General features: G+C 68.5%; 18 protein-coding genes and 1 pseudogene. 18 read left to right on the forward strand and 1 reads right to left on the reverse strand.

What is annotated here, in order from left to right; genetic code table 11:
• The first annotated feature begins 10 nt into the window (after positions 1-10).
• The 18 genes and pseudogenes from MXB90_RS06950 (at position 11) to cysE (ending at position 14,213) form a co-directional block, all read left to right on the forward strand.
• Entirely contained in the window at positions 11-1,204 is a 1,194-nt protein-coding gene (locus MXB90_RS06950; protein WP_250042807.1) for a phage portal protein, read from the forward strand.
• Position 1,205: 1 nt separating this feature from the next.
• Positions 1,206-1,439 carry a GTA head formation protein, RCAP_rcc01685 family gene (locus MXB90_RS06955; RefSeq protein ID WP_250042810.1) on the forward strand — a complete coding sequence of 78 codons (234 nt, stop codon included), beginning with the start codon at positions 1,206-1,208 and terminating at the stop codon, positions 1,437-1,439.
• 9 nt (positions 1,440-1,448) lie between these two features.
• Positions 1,449-2,012 (forward strand): HK97 family phage prohead protease, encoded by a 564-nt coding sequence (locus tag MXB90_RS06960; RefSeq protein ID WP_250042819.1) that lies wholly within the window; start codon positions 1,449-1,451, stop codon positions 2,010-2,012.
• Between the two features lie 38 nt (positions 2,013-2,050).
• On the forward strand, positions 2,051-3,250 hold the full coding sequence (locus MXB90_RS06965; RefSeq protein WP_250042820.1) for a phage major capsid protein: 1,200 nt from the start codon (positions 2,051-2,053) through the stop codon (positions 3,248-3,250).
• Between the two features lie 152 nt (positions 3,251-3,402).
• Positions 3,403-3,999 (forward strand): head-tail connector protein, encoded by a 597-nt coding sequence (locus tag MXB90_RS06970; RefSeq protein ID WP_250042821.1) that lies wholly within the window; start codon positions 3,403-3,405, stop codon positions 3,997-3,999.
• Positions 3,996-4,334 carry a head-tail adaptor protein gene (locus MXB90_RS06975; protein WP_250042822.1) on the forward strand — a complete coding sequence of 113 codons (339 nt, stop codon included), beginning with the start codon at positions 3,996-3,998 and terminating at the stop codon, positions 4,332-4,334. Before MXB90_RS06970 ends, MXB90_RS06975 begins: the two co-directional genes overlap by 4 nt.
• On the forward strand, positions 4,331-4,738 hold the full coding sequence (locus tag MXB90_RS06980; RefSeq protein ID WP_250042823.1) for a DUF3168 domain-containing protein: 408 nt from the start codon (positions 4,331-4,333) through the stop codon (positions 4,736-4,738). Before MXB90_RS06975 ends, MXB90_RS06980 begins: the two co-directional genes overlap by 4 nt.
• 54 nt (positions 4,739-4,792) lie before the next feature.
• On the forward strand, positions 4,793-5,206 hold the full coding sequence (locus MXB90_RS06985) for a phage major tail protein, TP901-1 family (RefSeq protein ID WP_250042824.1): 414 nt from the start codon (positions 4,793-4,795) through the stop codon (positions 5,204-5,206).
• Positions 5,206-5,562: a gene transfer agent family protein gene (locus tag MXB90_RS06990; protein WP_250042826.1), complete on the forward strand. Its 357-nt coding sequence runs from the start codon at positions 5,206-5,208 to the stop codon at positions 5,560-5,562. The genes MXB90_RS06985 and MXB90_RS06990 overlap by 1 nt, the downstream gene beginning before the upstream one ends.
• Entirely contained in the window at positions 5,559-5,822 is a 264-nt protein-coding gene (locus MXB90_RS06995; RefSeq protein ID WP_250042828.1) for a rcc01693 family protein, read from the forward strand. The genes MXB90_RS06990 and MXB90_RS06995 overlap by 4 nt, the downstream gene beginning before the upstream one ends.
• Positions 5,770-6,432 (forward strand): phage tail tape measure protein, encoded by a 663-nt coding sequence (locus MXB90_RS07000; protein WP_250042830.1) that lies wholly within the window; start codon positions 5,770-5,772, stop codon positions 6,430-6,432. The genes MXB90_RS06995 and MXB90_RS07000 overlap by 53 nt, the downstream gene beginning before the upstream one ends.
• Before the next feature lie 10 nt (positions 6,433-6,442).
• Positions 6,443-7,075, forward strand: coding sequence for a DUF2460 domain-containing protein (locus tag MXB90_RS07005; RefSeq protein ID WP_250042832.1), 633 nt, complete (start codon positions 6,443-6,445; stop codon positions 7,073-7,075).
• Entirely contained in the window at positions 7,072-7,965 is an 894-nt protein-coding gene (locus tag MXB90_RS07010) for a DUF2163 domain-containing protein (RefSeq protein WP_250042834.1), read from the forward strand. Before MXB90_RS07005 ends, MXB90_RS07010 begins: the two co-directional genes overlap by 4 nt.
• Positions 7,962-8,402, forward strand: coding sequence for a C40 family peptidase (locus MXB90_RS07015; protein ID WP_250042836.1), 441 nt, complete (start codon positions 7,962-7,964; stop codon positions 8,400-8,402). The genes MXB90_RS07010 and MXB90_RS07015 overlap by 4 nt, the downstream gene beginning before the upstream one ends.
• A 2-nt stretch (positions 8,403-8,404) precedes the next feature.
• A complete protein-coding gene (locus MXB90_RS07020; protein WP_250042846.1) occupies positions 8,405-12,304 on the forward strand; it encodes a baseplate multidomain protein megatron in 3,900 nt (1,299 codons plus the stop codon).
• Positions 12,297-13,010 (forward strand): DUF2793 domain-containing protein, encoded by a 714-nt coding sequence (locus MXB90_RS07025; protein ID WP_250042848.1) that lies wholly within the window; start codon positions 12,297-12,299, stop codon positions 13,008-13,010. Before MXB90_RS07020 ends, MXB90_RS07025 begins: the two co-directional genes overlap by 8 nt.
• Positions 13,011-13,025: 15 nt before the next feature.
• A pseudogene (locus MXB90_RS17840) lies at positions 13,026-13,277 on the forward strand (DUF7742 family protein); the annotation flags it as partial.
• 117 nt (positions 13,278-13,394) lie between these two features.
• Positions 13,395-14,213, forward strand: a complete 819-nt coding sequence (gene cysE, locus MXB90_RS07030; RefSeq protein WP_250043029.1) for a serine O-acetyltransferase — start codon at positions 13,395-13,397, stop codon at positions 14,211-14,213.
• A gap of 98 nt (positions 14,214-14,311) precedes the next feature.
• On the opposite strand, the gene MXB90_RS07035 is transcribed toward cysE, so the two are convergent.
• A complete protein-coding gene (locus MXB90_RS07035; protein WP_250042850.1) occupies positions 14,312-15,589 on the reverse strand; it encodes a pyruvate dehydrogenase complex dihydrolipoamide acetyltransferase in 1,278 nt (425 codons plus the stop codon).

A 15,589-nucleotide genomic window follows, 5' to 3' on the forward strand; every position in this document is an offset into this window, starting at 1 on the left:
GGAGATCGGGATGGTGATGCAATTCTTTCGCAAGGGGGGCGCGGGCGGCGCCGAGGGGGCGGGCGCGCCCGAGCAGAAAGCCTCGGCCACGGGGCGGGTGGTGGCGCTGGCGCATGGGGCGGGCCGCGTCGTCTGGAGCGCGCGCGACACCGCCAGCCTGACGCGCAACGGCTTTACCGGCAACCCGATCGGGTTTCGCTGTGTCAAGCTGATCGCCGAGGCGGCGGCGGCGGTGCCGCTTTTGTGCCAGGATGCCGAGCGGCGCTATGACCAGCATCCGATGCTGGATTTGATCCGGCGGCCCAATGCGGGCCAGGGGCGGGCCGAACTGTTCGAGGCGCTGTATGGCCAGTTGCTGCTGTCGGGCAATGGCTATCTGGAGGCGGTCGCGCCCGTGCCGGGCCTGCCGCGCGAATTGCATGTGCTGCGCGCCGACCGGGTCAGCATCGTGCCGGGCGCGGACGGTTGGCCGGTGGCTTATGACTATACGGTGGGCGGGCGCCGGCATCGGTTTGACATGACGGGCCATCCCGATCCGATCTGCCACATCCGCAGCTTCCATCCGCAGGATGACCATTACGGCCTGTCGCCGATGCAGGCGGCGGCGGTGGCGATGGATGTGCACAACAGCGCCAGTGCCTGGTCAAAGGCGCTGCTGGACAATGCCGCGCGCCCCAGTGGCGCGATCATCTATCGCGGCGCGGATGGGCAGGGCACGCTGTCGCCCGAGCAATATGACCGGTTGGTCTTTGAGATGGAGACGCATCATCAGGGCGCGCGCAATGCCGGGCGGCCGATGCTGCTGGAAGGGGGGCTGGACTGGAAGCCGATGGGGTTCAGCCCCTCGGACATGGAGTTTCACCAGACCAAGGTGGCGGCGGCGCGGGACATCGCGGTGGCCTTTGGCGTGCCGCCGATGCTGTTGGGGATTCCGGGGGACGCGACCTATGCCAATTACGCCGAGGCGCATCGGGCGTTTTACCGGCTGACGGTGCTGCCGCTGGCGACGCGGGTGACGGCGGCGGTGGCGTGGTGGTTGTCGGCGCATTTGGGCCAGGGGGTCGAGCTGCGGCCCGATCCCGACCAGATCCCGGCGCTGGCGGCCGAACGCGAGGCGCAGTGGAAGCGGGTCGGCGAGGCGACCTTTCTGACGCAGGCGGAAAAACGCGCGATCCTGGGGCTGCCGCCCGTGGCGGAGGGTTGAGATGGCCGAGGGGGGATCGCGCTATCTGAAAGAGCCGTTCGAGATTCACGAGCAGCGCTTTGAGGCGACCGAGCGGATCATGGAGCTGCAGTTCAGCCAGGTGGACCGGCGGCTGGGCCGGATCGAGGCGCTGATCGAGGGGCTGGAGCGGCGGCTGTGGATGACGGTCTATGGCGTCGTGGCGGTGATCCTGACGCAGGCGGTTCAGGGCATTCTGGAATATGCCCCAAGGTAGGAAAGTCACATGAATACAGCAGAATATGGGCTGGAATTGAAGTTCTGCCAGCAGGGCGCGGTGCAGCTGGAGGGGCTTCGGGTCGAAGGCTATGCCAGCCTGTTCGGGCTGGCCGATCAGGGCGGCGATGTGGTGCAGCGCGGGGCCTATGCGCGGTCGCTGGAACGCCTCGCGGCGCGCGGCGGATCGGTCAAAATGCTGTGGCAGCATGATCCGGGCGAGCCGATCGGGATCTGGGAAGAGATCCGCGAGGACGATCGCGGGCTGTTCGTCCGCGGCCGGCTTTTGCCCGAGGTGGCCCGCGCGCGTGAGGCGGCGGCGCTGATCGCGGCGGGGGCGATTGACGGGCTGTCGATCGGTTATCGCACGATCGCGGCGGGAAAGGATGCCCAGGGCCGACGCAGCCTGATGGAGCTGGAGCTGTGGGAGGTGTCGCTGGTGACCTTTCCGATGCTGCGTGAGGCGCGGGTGGCGGCCAAGGCGGGGGACATTGTCGGCGACCGGGCCGGGGCTGCGTTGCAGGATCTGGCGGGGGCGCTGCGTGAAGCGACGGCCAGCCTGGCGGATCGCTGAGGCGAGCGGATTTTTCCAACCATCGAGATGGAGGCAAGATGAAGACCGAGATCGCGGCCGGGGCCGGTGTGCCCCTGGCTGAAGGCCCGGAGGCAATCCGGGAAGTTACGGCCGAGCTGGCCGGTTTCCTGAGGGAAGTCAAAGGCTTTCAGGACGATATCAAAGTGAAGTTTCAACAGCAGGAAGAGCGTTTTACCATGCTTCAGACCAAGACCATGACCACCGGGCGTCCGGCCCTTTCGGCCGCCGCCCATGATGAGGCGCCGCATCTGAAGGCCTTTGGCGCCTATCTGCGGACCGGCGATGATGATGGCCTGCGCGGCCTTGTGCTGGAGGGCAAGGCACTGAACACGCAGGTGGCGGCCGAGGGCGGCTATCTGGTGGATCCGCAGACATCCGAGGCGATCCGGGGCGTGCTGAAGGCCACCGCCTCGATCCGGCAGATCGCCAATGTGGTGAATGTCGAGGCGACCTCGTTCGATGTGCTGGTGGATCATTCCGAGATGGGATCGGGCTGGGCCACCGAAACGGCCAGCCTGACCGAGACCGGCACGCCGCAGATCGACCGGATCAGCATTCCGCTGCATGAGCTGTCGGCGATGCCGAAGGCCAGCCAGCGGTTGCTGGACGACAGTGCCTTTGACATCGAGGGCTGGCTGGCGGGCCGCATCGCCGACAAATTCGCCCGCGCCGAGGCGGCGGCCTTTGTCGGCGGCGATGGCGTGGACAAGCCCCGCGGCTTTCTGACCCATGCCACCGTGCCCGAGGAGGCCTGGAGCTGGGGCAACCTGGGCTATGTCGCCACCGGCAATGAGGGCGATTTCGCCGCGACCAATGCCAGCGATGCGATCGTCGATCTGGTCTATGCGCTGGATGCCGAATACCGCGCCAATGCGACCTTCGTGATGAATTCGAAGACCGCCGGTGCGGTGCGCAAGATGAAGGATGCCGATGGCCGTTTCCTGTGGACCGACGGTCTGCAGGCGCATGAGCCGGCGCGGCTGATGGGCTATCCGGTGCTGATCGCCGAGGACATGCCCGATATCGGCCCGAATGCCCATGCGATTGCCTTTGGCGATTTCCGCAACGGTTACACGATTGCCGAGCGTCCCGACCTGCGGGTGCTGCGCGATCCCTTCTCGGCCAAGCCGCATGTGCTGTTTTATGCGTCCAAGCGCGTGGGCGGCGATGTCAGCGATTTCGCGGCGATCAAGTTGCTGAAGTTCGCCATCGCCTGAGGCTGGCGGATCGGGCCGGGGGGTGACCCCCGGTTTCGGGCGGGCGCGGGCTTGACCGCTGTTGTCTAGCTGCTCCCTCCGTCCGAGCGATGGCGGGAGGGTCCGCGCCCGATGCCCCGGGGCCCCCGGGGGAGGATTTCAGGAGAGTTCCGATGATGCTGAACGAAGTGACGGCGGTGCCCGGCGCGGCGCTGCCGCTGGCGCAGTTTCGCGACCATTTGCGGCTGGGCACGGGCTTTGCCGATCCGGGCGCCGAGGATGCCGCGCTGGAGGCCTATCTGCGCGCGGCGATGGCCGCGATCGAGGGGCGGACCAGCAAGGTGCTGATGGCGCGCGAATTCGTGCTGGTGCTGGAGCGTTGGCGTGGCGAGGCCTGTCAGCCGTTGCCGGTGGCCCCGGTGCGCGCGCTGGGTGCGGTGCGGATGCGGGCGCGCGACGGGGCCGAGGTGCTGGTTGATCCGGCGCGCTACCGGCTGGTGGCGGATCTGGCGCGGCCCCGGCTGCAGGCGGTGGGCGGGGCGCTGGTCGCGATCCCGCCGGGGGGCGTGGTTGAGGTTGCCTTTATCGCGGGATTCGGGCCGGACTGGGCGGACCTGCCGGTCGATCTGGCGCAGGCGGTGTTCCTGCTGGCGGCGCAGTATTACGAGCTGCGCCATGAAGGTATGGGCGCGGGCGGGGCGATGCCCTTTGGCGTTATGGCGCTGATCGAGCGCTGGCGCACGGTGCGCAGCCTGGGGAGCCGGGTATGAAGCCCCCCGTTCTGAACCGTGCGCTGGTGCTTGAGGCGCCCGAGCGGGTGGCCGATGGCGCGGGGGGCTTTGATCTGGTCTGGCGCGCGCAGGGCACGCTTTGGGCCGAGGTCAGGCCCGGCACCGGGCGGGCGCGGGCGGGCGCGGTGGGGACGCTGGCCAGCGTGTCGTTGCGCATCACGGTGCGGGCCGCACCCGTGGGGGCGCCCGCGCGGCCCCGGCCCGATCAGCGCTTTCGCGAGGGCGCGCGGATCTTTCGCATCCTGGCCGTCACCGAGGCCGATCCGCGCGGCCATTACCTGGTCTGTTTTGCCCAAGAGGAGGTGGTCGCATGAGCTATGGCATGGGCGCGGCGTTGCAGGCGGCGGTCTATCAGCGACTGCGGGGCGATGCACAGGTGGCGGGGCTGGTGGGCGAGGCGGTGTTCGATGCGGTCCCGCCCGGGCCCGTGGCGGGAACCTATGTCAGCCTTGGCCCGGAAGATGTGCGTGATGCATCGGATGTCAGTGGCAGCGGGGCGGAGCATGATTTCACCGTTTCGGTGATCACGGATGCGGCGGGCTTTCAGGCCGCCAAGGCGGTGGCGGCGGCGGTGTCGGATGCGCTGGTGGGCGCGGCGTTGACGCTGACGCGCGGGCGGGTCGTGGGGATCTGGTTCCTGCGCGCGCGGGCGCGGCGGGTGGACACGGGCGCGCTGCGGCGCATCGATCTGGTGTTTCGCGCCCGGCTGGAGGGCTGAGCGCATCGGGCTGGCCCGGCGGCGGGCAATTCATCATTCAATCGGAGAGACAATATGGCGGCGCAGAATGGCAAGGACCTTCTGATCAAGCTCGACCTGAATGGGGGCGGGCAGTTTGAGACCATCGCGGGGCTGCGCGCCTCGCGCATCAGCTTCAACGCGGAAACGGTGGATGTGACCAGCCTGGAATCGCAGGGCGGATGGCGCGAATTGCTGGGCGGCGCGGGGGTGCGATCAGCAGCGATTTCGGGGTCGGGGGTGTTTCGCGATGCCGCGACGGATGAACGCGCGCGGCAGATCTTTTTCGACGGCGAGGTGCCGCAGTTCCAGGTCATCATCCCCGATTTCGGCATCGTGCAGGGGCCCTTCATGATCACGGCGATCGAATATGCGGGCAGCCACAATGGCGAGGCCACCTATGAGCTGAGCATGGCCTCGGCCGGGGCCCTGAGCTTTACGGCGATCTGATGGCGAACCCCTGGGCAGGAGAGGTGGCGGTCTGGCTGGATGGCCGGCGCCATGTCGCGCGGTTGACGCTGGGGGCGCTGGCCGAGCTGGAGGCGGAGCTGGCCGAGGGCAGCATGATCGCCATGGTCGAGCGTTTTGAAACGGGGGCGTTCAGCACGCGCGATGTGCTGGCGCTGCTGGTGGCGGGGCTGCGGGGTGGCGGTTGGCAGGGCACGGTCGAGGATCTGCGCACGGTCGAGATCGGCGGTGGCCCTGTCGAGGCGGCACGGGTGGCGGCGACGTTGTTGACGCGGGCCTTCACGGTTCCGGGATCGGCGCCGGGAACGGCGTCAGGAATGGGGCCGGGGCGGCGATGAGCGGGCTGGATTGGCCGGGGCTGATGCGGGTGGGCATCCGGGGACTGGGGCTGGAGCCTGCGGCCTTCTGGCGGCTGACGCCTGCGGAACTGGCGTTGATGCTGGGCGAGGCGGCCGGGGCGCCGCCGCTGACGCGCGCGCGGCTGGAGGAGCTGGCCGCGCGCTGGCCGGATGCGGTTGGGCCGGATGGTGGAAAAGGAACGGGTGATGATCGAGGTGGATGGGCTGGACGGTCTGGGCCAGCAGGCGGCGGCGCTTGAGCGCGGTCTGGGCGGGGCCGAGGCGATGGCGGGGGCGTTCAATGCCGAACTGGGGCGCATGCGCGAAAGCCTGGTGTTCACCGGGCGCGAGGCGGGCGTTCTGAGCAACAGCCTTGGCCGCGGCCTGCGGCGGGCCTTTGACGGGTTGGTCTTTGACGGGATGAAGCTGTCGGACGCGCTGCAGGGCGTGGCGCGGACGATGGCCGACAGCGTCTATGGCGTGGCGATGCGGCCGGTGCAAAACGCGGTGGGCGGGGCGATTGCACAGGGGGTGACCGACCTGCTTGGCGGGGTGATGCCCTTTGCCGCGGGTGGGGCCTTTGCGCAGGGGCGGGTGATGCCCTTTGCCAAGGGGGGCGTCGTATCCTCGCCGGTGACGTTCCCGATGCGGGGCGGACGCGGGTTGATGGGCGAGGCCGGCCCTGAAGCGATCATGCCGCTGGCGCGTGGGCCTGACGGGCGGCTGGGGGTGCAGGCCGCGGGCGGGGGGCGTGCGGTCAATGTGGTGGTGAATGTCACCACCCCCGATGTGGCGGGCTTTGCCCGCAGCCAGAGCCAGATCGCGGCACAGCTGTCGCGCGCGCTGGCGCGTGGCGATCGCAACCGTTGAGGAGAAGACCATGGCCTTTCACGAAATCCGCTTTCCCGCGAACCTGAGCTTTGGGTCCATCGGGGGACCCGAGCGGCGCACCGAGATTGTCACCCTGTCCAATGGCTATGAAGAGCGTAACAGCCCCTGGGCCCATTCGCGCAGGCGGTATGATGCGGGTGTGGGGCTGCGCAGTCTGGACGATGTCGAGGCGCTGATCGCCTTTTTCGAGGCGCGTCAGGGGCAGCTGCACGGCTTTCGCTGGAAGGACTGGGCGGATTACAAATCCTGCGCGGCCTCGGGGGTGGTGGGGTTTGAGGATCAGCGCATCGGCACCGGCGACGGGGTCACCACGGCGTTCCAGCTGGTCAAGACCTATGTCTCGGGCGGGGTCAGCTATGTGCGCCCGATTGCCAAGCCGGTGGCAGGCAGCGTGCAGGTCGGGCTGCAGGGCGATCATCAGGCCGAGGCGGTGCAGTTCGGGGTCGATCCGGCGACAGGGCTGGTCACCTTTGCCGAGGCGCCGCCACCGGGCGCGCGGGTGACGGCGGGGTTCGAGTTCGATGTGCCGGTGCGGTTTGATACCGACCGGATCCAGGTTTCGGTGGCGTCGTTTCAGGCGGGTGATCTGCCGCAGGTTCCGGTGATCGAGGTGCGGCTATGAGCGGGTATTCGGACGGGTTGCGGGCGCATCTGGCAACGGGTGCGACGACGTTGGCGCGGGCCTGGGAAATCCGGCGCCGCGACGGGCGGGTGCTGGGGTTCACCGATCACGACCGGGTGCTGCGCTTTGACGGTGTGGACTTTGCGCCTGACAGCGGCATGACGGCGCAGGCGCTGCAGCAGACCACGGGGCTGTCGGTGGACAATACCGAGGCGCTGGGCGCGCTGCGGTCAGATGCGATCTGCGAGGCCGATCTGCTGGCGGGGCGTTATGACGGGGCCGAGGTGCGGATCTGGCTGGTGAACTGGGCCGATCCGGGCGACCGGGCGCTGATCTTTCGCGGCCATCTGGGTGAGGTGGCGCGGGCCGAGGGCGCGTTCCGGGCCGAGTTGCGGGGCCTGGGCGAGGCGCTGGGTGCCGAAACGGGGCGGATCTACCATCCGGCCTGTGCGGCGGTTCTGGGCGATGCGCAGTGCCGCTTTGATCTGACCACGCCGGACTATGTGGTGGAACGGGTGGTCGAGGCGGTGACCGACGCGCGGCTGTTTCAGTTTGCGCAGATGGCGGGGTTTGCGGATCGCTGGTTCGAGAAGGGCCGGTTTGAGGTGCTGGATGGGGCTGCGGCGGGGCTGGACGGTGTGGTCAAGAACGACCGGCTGAACGCGGACGGAAGCCGCACGGTGGAATTGTGGCAGCGGTTGGGGGCGGCGGTGGCGCCGGGCGACCGGGTGCGGATCGTGGCGGGCTGTGACCGGCGGGCTGATACTTGCCGGATGAAGTTTGCCAATTTCAACAACTTCCGCGGCTTTCCGCATATTCCAGGTGAAGACTGGCTGACCTCTTACCCGGTGTCGGGGCGCAGCAATGATGGCGGGAGCCTGTTCCGATGATCGGGCTTCGGGCAGAGGCGATTGCGCGCGATTGGCTGGGCACGCCCTATCTGCATCAGGGCGCGGCGCGCGGTGTGGGGACGGACTGTCTGGGCCTGTTGCGCGGCATCTGGCGCACGCTTTACGGCGCCGAGCCCGAGGCGGTGCCGCCCTATACGTCCGACTGGTCCGAACCGCAGCGGGATGAACTGTTGTGGGCGGCGGCGCTGCGTCATCTGGTGGCACTGCCGGGATGCGTGCCGCAGGCCCCGGGTGAGGTGCTGTTGTTCCGGATGCGCGAGGGGGCGGTGGCCAAGCACCTGGGCATTGCGGCCCGGATCGGTGCGGGGGCCAGTTTCATCCATGCCTATACCGGGCATGGGGTGATCGAAAGCCCGCTGTCGCGCCCCTGGCAGCGGCGGATCGTGGCGCGGTTCAATTTTCCTTCAGGAGCCTGATGATGGCGACGATATTGCTTTCGGCGGCGGGGGCCGCGATTGGTGCGGGCTTTGGCGGCACGGTGCTGGGCCTGTCCGGGGCGGTGATCGGGCGCGCGGTGGGCGCCACGCTGGGCCGGGCGATCGACCAGAAGCTGCTGGGCGGCGGGTCGGCCAGCGTCGAGACGGGGCGGGTGGACCGGTTCCGCCTGACCAGCGCCTCAGAGGGTGAGGGGGTGGCGCGGCTGTGGGGGCGGATGCGGCTGCCCGGGCAGGTGATCTGGGCCACCCGCTTTATCGAGACGGCGCGGACCCAGCGTGGCGGCAAGGGTGCGCCGCGCCAGAGTGTGACCAGCTATAGCTATTCGGTCAGCCTGGCGTTGGCGCTGTGCGAGGGCGAGATCCTGCGGGTCGGGCGCATCTGGGCGGACGGGATCGAGCTGGCGCCGCGCGATCTGAACATCCGGGTCTATACCGGGGCCGAGGATCAGCTGCCGGACCCGAAGATCGAGGCGGTTGAGGGGATCGGTCAGGCGCCGGCCTATCGCGGCATTGCTTATGTGGTGATCGAGGAACTGGCGCTGGAGCGGTTTGGCAACCGCGTGCCGCTGTTCAGCTTTGAGGTGGTGCGCCCGGCGCAGGGGCCTTTGGTGGACCCGCTGCCGGATTTGACGCGGGGCATCCGGGCGGTCGCGATGATCCCGGGCACGGGCGAATATGCGCTGGCGACGACGCCGGTGCATCACGATCTGGGCCTGGGTGAGAAGGTGGCGGTGAATGAAAACAGCCCCTCGGGGCTGACGGACCTGCGCACCTCGCTTGTGGCGCTGGAGGAAGAGCTGCCGAACTGTGGTGCGGTGTCGCTGGTGGTGTCGTGGTTTGGCGACGATCTGCGCTGCGGGCAGTGCCGGATCAAGCCCAAGGTCGAGACTGTGGCGGTCGACGGCGTGCCGATGCCCTGGCGGGTTTCCGGGCTGGCGCGGGATGCCGCGCAAGAGGTGGCGCGGCTGGACGGGCGTCCGGTCTATGGCGGCACGCCTGCCGATGCCGCAGTGCTGGAGGCGATCGCGGCGCTGAAGGCGGCGGGCAAGGCGGTGACCTTCTATCCCTTCATCCTGATGGAGCAACTGGCGGGCAATGGGTTGACCGATCCCTGGACGGGGGCGGCGGATCAGCCGGTTCTGCCCTGGCGTGGCCGGATCACGCTGTCGGCCGCCCCCGGCCAGCCCGGTAGCCCCGATGAAACGGCGGCGGCAGAGGCCGAGGTAGCAGCGTTCTTTGGCACGGCGGCACCGGGGGATTTCGCGCCCGCATCGGGGACCGTGGATTATGGGGGGCCGCAGGAATGGTCGTTGCGCCGTTTCATCCTGCATTACGCGCGGCTGTGCGCCATGGCGGGCGGGGTGGATGCGTTTTGCATCGGGTCCGAGATGCGGGCGCTGACGCAGATTCGGGGGCCGGGCAACAGCTTTCCGGCCGTGGCGGCGCTGCGCGCGCTGGCCGCGGATGTGCGCGCGATTCTGGGGCCGGACTGCAAGATCGGCTATGCCGCCGACTGGTCGGAATATTTCGGCTATCAGACCGAGGCGGGGGACAGGTTCTTTCACCTGGACCCGCTTTGGGCGGATGAGAACATCGATTTCATCGGCATCGACAACTACATGCCCCTGTCGGATTGGCGCGCGGGCGAGGATCATGCCGATGCGCATTGGGGATCGATCTACAACCCCGATTACCTGCGCGCCAATGTCGAGGGTGGTGAGGGCTATGACTGGTTCTATGCCTCGCAGGCGCATCGGGATGCGCAGATCCGCACGCCGATCGAGGATCCGCTGGGTGAACCCTGGATATGGCGTTACAAGGACATCCGTTCGTGGTGGGACAACCCCCACCACGAACGGATCGGGGGCCTGCGGCAGGTCGAGGCCACGCCCTGGGTGCCGCGATCGAAGCCGGTCTGGTTTACGGAACTGGGCTGTGCCGCGGTGGACAAGGGCACGAATGAGCCCAACAAGTTTCTGGACCCCAAAAGCTCGGAATCGCAATTGCCGCACTATTCGGACGGGCGGCGCGATGAGCTGATCCAGATGCAGTATCTGCGGGTGATGACTGATTACTGGACAGACCCCGCGGTGAACCCGGTGTCCGAGATCTATGGCGGGCCAATGCTGGATGTGGCGCGGTCGCATGTCTGGGCCTGGGATGCGCGGCCCTATCCGCAGTTTCCGGGCAATCTTGATCTGTGGTCGGATGGCGGGAACCATGCCCGCGGGCATTGGATTTCGGGCCGGGTCACGGCGCAGCCGCTGGCCAATGTGGTGGCCGAGATCTGTGGCGCGGCGGGGCTGGCAGATGTGGATGTCAGCGCGCTTTATGGGGTGGTGCGGGGCTATCAGCCGGCCCCGGGCCTGAGCGGACGGGCGCTGTTGCAGGCGCTGATGCTGGCCTATGGCTTTGATGCGGTCGAACGCGACGGGCGGCTGGTCTTTGCCATGCGCGATGGGCGCGTTGCGGCGCGGCTGGGCCCGGATAGCCTTGCGCTGGGCGAGGGGCCCGCGCTGGAAGCGGTGCGCGCGCCCGAGGCCGAGGTGGCGGGGCGGGTGCGGCTGGCCTATGTCGAGGCCGATGGCGATTATGAGATCCGCGCGGTCGAGGCGCTGATGCCCGATGAGCGGGCCAGCGGCGTGGCGGGGACCGAGCTGGCGCTTGCGCTGACGCGGTCCGAGGGGCACCGCATCGCCGAACGCTGGCTGGCCGAGGCGCGGGTGGCGCGCGATGGGGTGGCCTTTGCGCTGCCGCCGTCACTGGGCCATCTGGGGGCGGGCGATGTGGTCGAGCTGACGCATCAGGACCGTGTGCGGCGCTATCGCATCGACCGGGCCGAGGTTGCGGGGGCGCGGCGTCTTGAGGCAGTGCGGGTCGAGCCGGGGATCTATCAGGCCTCGGATGAGGCGGAGGAGCGGGTTCTGCCCGCGCCCTTTGCTGCCCCCGTGCCGGTTTTGCCACTGTTCCTGGATCTGCCGCTGCTGACCGGCGAGGAGCTGCCCCATGTGCCGCATCTGGCGGTGGCGGCGACGCCCTGGCCGGGCAGTGTGGCGGTTTATTCCGCGCCCGAGGACGCAGGTTATGCGCTGAACCGGCTGATCGAGCGACCGGCCGTGATCGGGCAGACGTTGGTGCCGTTGCCGGCGGCGCGGCCCGGTCTGTGGGACAGGGGCCCGGTGCTGCGGGTTCGGGTCAAGGGCGGCACGCTGGAGGCGGCATCCGCCGCGCGGGTGCTAGCGGGGGCGAATGTGCTGGCGATCGGCGATGGCAGTTCTGACCGCTGGGAGGTGATGCAATTCGCTGAAGCCCTGCCGGTGGAGCCGGGGGTGTGGGACATCTCGATGCGGTTGCGCGGTCAGGCGGGCAGCGATGCGATCCTGCCCGAGGTCTGGCCCGCGGGCAGCATGGTCGTGCTGATGGATGGCGCGCCGCAGCAGATCACGCTGGCGTCCTCGGCGCGGGATGTGGCGCGGCATTATCGCATCGGCACGGCGGCGCGGCCCTATGACGATCCTTCCTATGTCCACCGGGTCGAGGCCTTCAAGGGGATCGGGCTGCGGCCGCTGTCGCCCTGCCATCTGCGGGCGCAGCGGTCGGGGGCGGATTGGGCGATCCGCTGGGTGCGGCGCACGCGGATCGATGGCGACAACTGGTCCGCGCTGGATGTGCCGCTGGGTGAGGCGCGCGAGGCCTATCTGGTGCGGGTGCTGCAGGGGGGCTCGATCCGGCGCGAAGCGGTCACGACCGCGCCGGCGTGGGACTACACCGCCGCGATGCGCGACAGCGATGGCCTGACGGGGGCCTTTGAAATTGCGGTTGCACAAATCTCTGAGGTCTTCGGGCCCGGACCATTCACAGGAGTCACGATCAATGACTGAGACAAACCGACTGGCGCTGCCGCTGCTGCAACCGGCGCAGGCGCAAAAGCATGTGACCGTGAACGAGGCGCTGGCGCGGCTGGACGGGCTGGTGAACCTGGTGCTGCAATCGGTCACGCAGGCGGTGCCGCCGGGGGTGGCGGGCGATGGGGTCTGCTATGGTGTGCCCGTCGGTGCGGTCAATGCCTGGAGCGGGCAGGAGGGCAAGGTTGCGATCGGCACGAACGGTGGCTGGGTCTTTGCGACCCCGGGCTATGGCTGGCGCGGGTTTGTCGCCGATCAGGGGCTGCAGGTGATGCACGATGGCGAGGATTGGGTGCCCGGGGCGCTGACGCTGTCAGCGCATGGTGCGGGGCTGGTCGCGGGGCTGGCCGAGATCGACCATATCGTGACAGGGGGGGACCTTTCTGTGACGCAGGCGATCATCCCGGCGGGCGCGATGGTGATCGGGGTCAGCGGGCGGGTGACCGAGGCCATCGCGGGCACGCTGAGCGGCTGGCGGCTGGGCAATCCGGGGGCCGAGGATCGGTTCGGCACGGGGCTGGGCCTGTCGGGCGGGTCCTGGGTGCGGGGGATGTTGTCCGCGCCGATGACATTTTATGCGCCCGAGCCGCTGGTTCTGAGCGCCGAGGGCGGGGTTTTCGCGGGCGGCGGCAGGGTGCGGCTGGCGGTGCATTACCTGCAGATCAGCCTGCCGGGGCTGTAGGGCGCGTGGGGGCGGATGCGTGCGGTTCTTTGGGGAGATCTGATCGCCGCGGCCCGGCGGGTGTGCGATTTGCCGCAGGCAGAGGCCGAGGCGGCGCTGGGCCGGTTGCTGGATCGGGCCCATGCGGCCGATCTATACCGCAAGCGGTTTGGCCGGGCGCATCCGGCCTGGGGCAATGGCAGCCTGTGGGGGGCGGCGCAGGCGGGGGCCCTGCTGCCCCCCGAACCGCGGCTGTCGGATCCGGGGTTTCTGGCGGCCATTGCGCTGGTTGCCGGGGCATTGCATCAGCGGCGTTGCAATGGCGGGTTTTTTCCGCCCGCGCCTTCCGCTATCAGGGCTGCGACCTATGTGATAGGTTGGACGCACAAGCCGAGAGGTGCCGAGATGGTGGAAACCAAAGCGAAAGTGACCGCGATCGATCCGGTCTGGTCGCGGATCTGCGACGAGGCCCGCGCCGCGGTGCGCGATGAGCCGCTGTTGGGCGGGCTGATCCATTCGGGCGTGCTGCATCATGGCAGTCTGGAACGGTCGCTGGCCTATCGGTTCTCGCTCAAGCTGGCGTCGGGCGAGATGAGTGAGCAGATCCTGCGCGAGATCGCCGATGAGGCCTATGGCGCGGACCCCGATCTGGCGCAGGCGGCGCGGGCCGATCTGGTCGCGGTGTTCGAACGCGACCCGGCTTGCCATCGCTTTTTGCAGCCGCTGTTGTTCTTCAAGGGGTTCCAGGCGCTGCAATCCTATCGTGTGGCGCATTGGCTGTGGCGGCAGGGGCGGCGGGACATGGCCTATTTCGTGCAGATGCGCACCTCGGAAATGTTCGGGGTCGATATTCACCCGGCGGCGCGGATCGGGCGCGGGGTGATGATCGACCATGCCCATTCGATCGTGATCGGCGAGACGGCGGTGGTGGGCAACAACGTCTCGATGTTGCATTCGGTGACGCTGGGCGGCACCGGCAAGGAAGAGGAAGACCGCCACCCGAAGATCTGCGACGGTGTGCTGATCGGGGCGGGTGCGAAGGTGCTGGGCAATATCCGCATCGGCGCGAACAGCCGCATCGCGGCGGGGTCGGTCGTGTTGCAGGACGTGCCCTGCTGCAAGACGGTGGCGGGCGTGCCGGCGCGCATCGTGGGGGATGCAGGCTGCGATCAGCCTTCGGTGTCGATGGACCAGCGGCTGAAGGATCTGGATTGTGGGGGGTGACGGTGTGATCCGCGCCTAAGGCGGGGCGATGCGCACCCGAAGAACGCAATGGGGCCGCCGGGATGCCGGCGGCCCTTCATGTTTCGGGGGGGGCTGGGTCAGGCCAGCATCGCCATCGGGTTTTCCAGATTGGCGACAATGGCCTGCAGCAGTTCGGCCCCCAGCGCGCCGTCGATGACGCGGTGATCGACCGACAGGGTCATCGACATGACGGTGGCCACCTCGATCCCGCCTTCGGCGTTCACCACGGGCTTTTTCAGCCCCGCGCCGACGGCCAGGATCGCGCCATGGGGCGGGTTGATGACGGCGTCGAAGTTTTCGATCCCCATCATGCCGAGGTTCGAAATGGCAAAGCTGCCGCCCTGATATTCCTGCGGGGCGAGCTTGCGCGAACGGGCGCGGGCGGCCAGGTCCTTCATCTCTTCGGAGAGTTTCGACAGGCTTTTCGCCTCGGCATCGAACAGGACGGGGGTGAAGAGTCCGCCCTCGATCGCGACGGCGACGGCAACATCCGAGGCTTTCATCTTCAGCACCCGGTCGCCCGCCCAGACAGCATTGGCAGCCGGCACGGCCTGCAGCGCCAGCGCGCAGGCCTTGATGATGAAGTCGTTGACCGACAGTTTGACGCCCCGGTGTTCCAGCTGTTTGTTCAGCTGGGCGCGGAAGTCCATCAGCGCATCCAGACGCACCTCGCGGCGCAGGTAGAAATGCGGGATGGTCTGCTTGGCCTCGGTCAGGCGGGCCGCGATGGTCTTGCGCATGCCGTCGAGGGGGACTTCCTCATAGCTGCGGCCTTCGTAGAGTTTCGCGACCGCGCTGGCGGACACCGGGGCCGGGGCGGGGGCCGCGGCGGTGGTCGGTGTGGGCGCGGGGGCTTGGGCGGCGGCCGTGGCGCCTTCGACATCTGCCTTGACGATGCGGCCATGCGGACCCGAGCCTTGCAGCGCAGACAGGTCGATGCCCTTTTCCGCCGCGATGCGACGCGCCAGCGGCGAGGCGAAGATGCGCGGGCCAGCGGGGGCCGCGGCAGGGGCGGTCTCAGGCGCTGCGACAGTGGTGGGTGCCGCGGCGACGGTGGGCTGCTGCGGTGCCGGGGGGCTTGCCTTGGCGGCGGGGGCGCTGTCTGCGCTTTCGCCATCTTCCAGCAGGACCGCGATCGGGGTGTTGACCTTCACGCCTGCGGTGCCTTCAGCCACCAGAAGGCGGCCGATGGTACCTTCGTCGACCGCCTCGAATTCCATCGTGGCCTTGTCGGTTTCGATCTCGGCGATGATGTCGCCGGATTTGACCGCATCGCCTTCCTTCACCAGCCAGCGGGCCAGTGTGCCTTCCTCCATCGTGGGTGACAGGGCGGGCATCAGGATTTCGGTTGCCAT

This window comes from Phaeovulum molybdatiresistens (assembly GCF_023544865.1).
Taxonomy (GTDB): Bacteria; Pseudomonadota; Alphaproteobacteria; order Rhodobacterales; family Rhodobacteraceae; genus Pontitalea.

Bases quoted from the DNA above. Each gene is read 5' to 3' on its own strand.
- MXB90_RS06950 (WP_250042807.1), top strand. From the start codon at position 11: ATGGTGATGCAATTCTTTCGCAAGGGGGGCGCGGGCGGCGCCGAGGGG.
- MXB90_RS06955 (WP_250042810.1), top strand. From the start codon at position 1,206: ATGGCCGAGGGGGGATCGCGCTATCTGAAAGAGCCGTTCGAGATTCAC.
- MXB90_RS06960 (WP_250042819.1), top strand. From the start codon at position 1,449: ATGAATACAGCAGAATATGGGCTGGAATTGAAGTTCTGCCAGCAGGGC.
- MXB90_RS06965 (WP_250042820.1), top strand. From the start codon at position 2,051: ATGAAGACCGAGATCGCGGCCGGGGCCGGTGTGCCCCTGGCTGAAGGC.
- MXB90_RS06970 (WP_250042821.1), top strand. From the start codon at position 3,403: ATGATGCTGAACGAAGTGACGGCGGTGCCCGGCGCGGCGCTGCCGCTG.
- MXB90_RS06975 (WP_250042822.1), top strand. From the start codon at position 3,996: ATGAAGCCCCCCGTTCTGAACCGTGCGCTGGTGCTTGAGGCGCCCGAG.
- MXB90_RS06980 (WP_250042823.1), top strand. From the start codon at position 4,331: ATGAGCTATGGCATGGGCGCGGCGTTGCAGGCGGCGGTCTATCAGCGA.
- MXB90_RS06985 (WP_250042824.1), top strand. From the start codon at position 4,793: ATGGCGGCGCAGAATGGCAAGGACCTTCTGATCAAGCTCGACCTGAAT.
- MXB90_RS06990 (WP_250042826.1), top strand. From the start codon at position 5,206: ATGGCGAACCCCTGGGCAGGAGAGGTGGCGGTCTGGCTGGATGGCCGG.
- MXB90_RS06995 (WP_250042828.1), top strand. From the start codon at position 5,559: ATGAGCGGGCTGGATTGGCCGGGGCTGATGCGGGTGGGCATCCGGGGA.
- MXB90_RS07000 (WP_250042830.1), top strand. From the start codon at position 5,770: ATGATCGAGGTGGATGGGCTGGACGGTCTGGGCCAGCAGGCGGCGGCG.
- MXB90_RS07005 (WP_250042832.1), top strand. From the start codon at position 6,443: ATGGCCTTTCACGAAATCCGCTTTCCCGCGAACCTGAGCTTTGGGTCC.
- MXB90_RS07010 (WP_250042834.1), top strand. From the start codon at position 7,072: ATGAGCGGGTATTCGGACGGGTTGCGGGCGCATCTGGCAACGGGTGCG.
- MXB90_RS07015 (WP_250042836.1), top strand. From the start codon at position 7,962: ATGATCGGGCTTCGGGCAGAGGCGATTGCGCGCGATTGGCTGGGCACG.
- MXB90_RS07020 (WP_250042846.1), top strand. From the start codon at position 8,405: ATGGCGACGATATTGCTTTCGGCGGCGGGGGCCGCGATTGGTGCGGGC.
- MXB90_RS07025 (WP_250042848.1), top strand. From the start codon at position 12,297: ATGACTGAGACAAACCGACTGGCGCTGCCGCTGCTGCAACCGGCGCAG.
- cysE (WP_250043029.1), top strand. From the start codon at position 13,395: ATGGTGGAAACCAAAGCGAAAGTGACCGCGATCGATCCGGTCTGGTCG.
- MXB90_RS07035 (WP_250042850.1), bottom strand. From the start codon at position 15,589: ATGGCAACCGAAATCCTGATGCCCGCCCTGTCACCCACGATGGAGGAA.